Source organism: Mesorhizobium sp. M1E.F.Ca.ET.063.01.1.1 (assembly GCF_003998155.1).
Taxonomy (GTDB): domain Bacteria; phylum Pseudomonadota; class Alphaproteobacteria; order Rhizobiales; family Rhizobiaceae; genus Mesorhizobium.
The window spans coordinates 1-2,188 of sequence record NZ_RZSC01000896.1 but is presented as its reverse complement, the minus strand read 5'-3'; the positions used below and the strand labels follow the sequence as shown (position 1 = coordinate 2,188).

Below are 2,188 nucleotides of genomic sequence, written 5' to 3'. Positions count from 1 at the left end.
GCCAGGATTCCGGTTGGATTGACCGACAGCACGCCCTCCGGCGACAGCGCGCGCATATAGCCGACATCGGGCAGCTTGAGCGCGGCTTGCGGAAAATAGCTGGTCGAATCGCGGGCGACGAGATGCCCCTCCTCGCCAAGCGCATAGACGATCTCTGTGATCGAGCCGCCGATGGAGGCAATCCGCGAGGTGTCGGAAAAGACGACGGTACTGTCGTTGGCTTTCGCAGGCAGAACGGCGAAGGCCAGCATAAGACCGAGCAGTGGTGCAAGCACCGGGCGGAAACTGAAAACAACACGCGTCGGGTCTTGCCTCATGCAGCGGTCGGGCTGGGAATGCGGGGCAGGTTCTCGGCCAGGAAACGCCAGTCTTCCCGCTCGCTTTCGCCTTCTCGGCGCTTGCCGAAGAACTGGATGATCATGCCGCCATTCGCATCATAGGCCTCGAGCGAGGTTACATGGCCGTCCTTGGTCGGCTTTCGCACCGCCCAGACCTCATGGATGTGATCGGTCCTGAGATGCAGGTGGAAGGTCTCGTCGAGCACGTTGATCCAGGGTCCCATCGGCTTGACCGATTTGATCGGGCCGGAATGGATCTGGATACAGCCGCGGTTTCCCACGAAGCACATGATCGGCATCTCGCCCTCCGCGGCATGGTGGAACATGGCGCTCACCGCGCCATTGTCCAGCAGCCAGGCAAAGTCCTGGCCGACCATGCGCACCGCCTCGCGGCGGCTGAGCTTCAGCGTCTTCAGCATGCCGAAGAACTGATGCACGTCGGTCATCCGGCTCCAGCGGTCGCGCAGATCGTCGATGCTGGCAACCGAACCTTGGGCCTCCCCGCTGCCTTCCGAAACGCTTGAGGCGATCGCGATGGTCGGTTCCTGGTTCGACGATTCGAGGCCAGCCACCAGTTTCTGGTAGGCATAGAGGTTGGAGGCGGGGCGCAGATGCACCTTATGCACCGCCTCGCCGGCCGCATCGAAGAATTGCAGGCTGCGGCGGATCTCGCCGCCGTCGCGTTTTTCGACGGCAAAGCCATGCGCCCATACCTTTGGGAAGATGCGCAGGTCGATGTTCTCGCCGAGCGCCATGGCGTTGTGGTTGCCGGTGACGACCTTGTCGTAGACGCCGATCTTCTCGTGCACTGCGCTGTCGTTGCGGGTCAGCGCCATCACCTCGCCGACCGCTTCAAGGCCGGTCAGCAGGTCGTTGACGCGCGGCTCGACGCGTACCGCGCTAAGGCTGCAATGCGCCGCGACCAGTTCCGCCTCCGAGATGTCCAATTGAGCGGCTAGATCGCGCTCCCGCATTTTCGGATTATCTTCCCGCGCCCGCCGGATCTCTTCCGGCGACGGCTTAACGCGCTGGTCCATATCGTCCACCCGTATTGCCTGATGTCTCGTCAACCGCCTGCCGATCCTGTTCACTTGTTGAGGATCAACTTGCCCTGACGGGTGATCTTCAGGCGGTAGAGTGCGCCGTGATGCTCGATGCCGATCTCGTGCTCGCCCTGGAACAGCGTGTTGCTGGACAGCGTCCTCACCGCCATCGGCACCCTTTCATAGCGCATCTGCGTGTCGTCCGGCCGGCGGACGCGATAGCGGAAGTCGTTGGGATTGTGCGTGTTCATCGGGTCGGTCCTTCTGCTGTGCCGGCTGCCAGGCCGGGCCCTCTTAATGCCGATTCAATTCTTGACTCGAATTATCATGTTTACTAGTCAGTGCATTACCGGACTAAATGAGTCAACATTTAAGGCGCCGGATGTGATCAAAAATGCGAGCGAGCCCCGCGCCAGCCAGCATCGAGCCTGAAAATTGGAGTTGGGGCATGGGGTTGGTGAATTGGGGACAGACGGGCCAGGCGGACGCGGGCCCGGGCTTCCGATGGATGGCAAGCGGCATTGCCATATTGATGGCCGGAGCAGCGGCAATCGCGCTCGGCGTTCCGGCCGCGAAAGCTCAACAGGCGGTGCAGCCAGCGACCGATCAGCAGGCCGACCAAAAAAAGAAGGCCGATGAAAAAGCCGCTGCCGAAGAAACTCTGCTCGACAAGATCCTGGTCATCAGCCGCACCGGCGAGACGGCGATCCAGTCGCTGGCCTCGGCCAGCCATGTCGACAAAGAGCAGCTCGACCGCCGCATGGCGACGACGCCGAACGAGATGCTGCTCGGCGTGCCAGGCGTCAC

At 62.0% G+C, this 2,188-nt stretch carries 2 protein-coding genes and 2 pseudogenes; 1 reads left to right on the top strand and 3 read right to left on the bottom strand.

Features of this window, described 5'->3' with window-relative positions; all coding sequences use genetic code 11:
- The 3 genes and pseudogenes from EOA29_RS33960 to hemP all read right to left on the bottom strand — a co-directional run.
- A pseudogene (locus EOA29_RS33960) lies at positions 1-251 on the bottom strand (hemin ABC transporter substrate-binding protein); the annotation flags it as partial.
- A gap of 62 nt (positions 252-313) precedes the next feature.
- The gene (locus EOA29_RS33955; protein ID WP_127222233.1) at positions 314-1,375 is read right to left on the bottom strand and encodes a hemin-degrading factor; all 1,062 of its coding nucleotides are present in this window, start codon (positions 1,373-1,375) and stop codon (positions 314-316) included.
- Between the two features lie 50 nt (positions 1,376-1,425).
- Positions 1,426-1,632: a hemin uptake protein HemP gene (hemP, locus tag EOA29_RS33950; protein WP_126093348.1), complete on the bottom strand. Its 207-nt coding sequence runs from the start codon at positions 1,630-1,632 to the stop codon at positions 1,426-1,428.
- A 257-nt stretch (positions 1,633-1,889) separates the two neighbouring features.
- Between hemP and EOA29_RS33945 the strand changes: the two are divergent.
- Positions 1,890-2,188, top strand: a pseudogene (locus tag EOA29_RS33945) (TonB-dependent receptor); the annotation flags it as partial.

Excerpts from the sequence above, each read along its gene's own strand:
- hemP (WP_126093348.1), bottom strand. The coding sequence starts at position 1,632 with ATGAACACGCACAATCCCAACGACTTCCGCTATCGCGTCCGCCGGCCG.
- EOA29_RS33955 (WP_127222233.1), bottom strand. The coding sequence starts at position 1,375 with ATGGACCAGCGCGTTAAGCCGTCGCCGGAAGAGATCCGGCGGGCGCGG.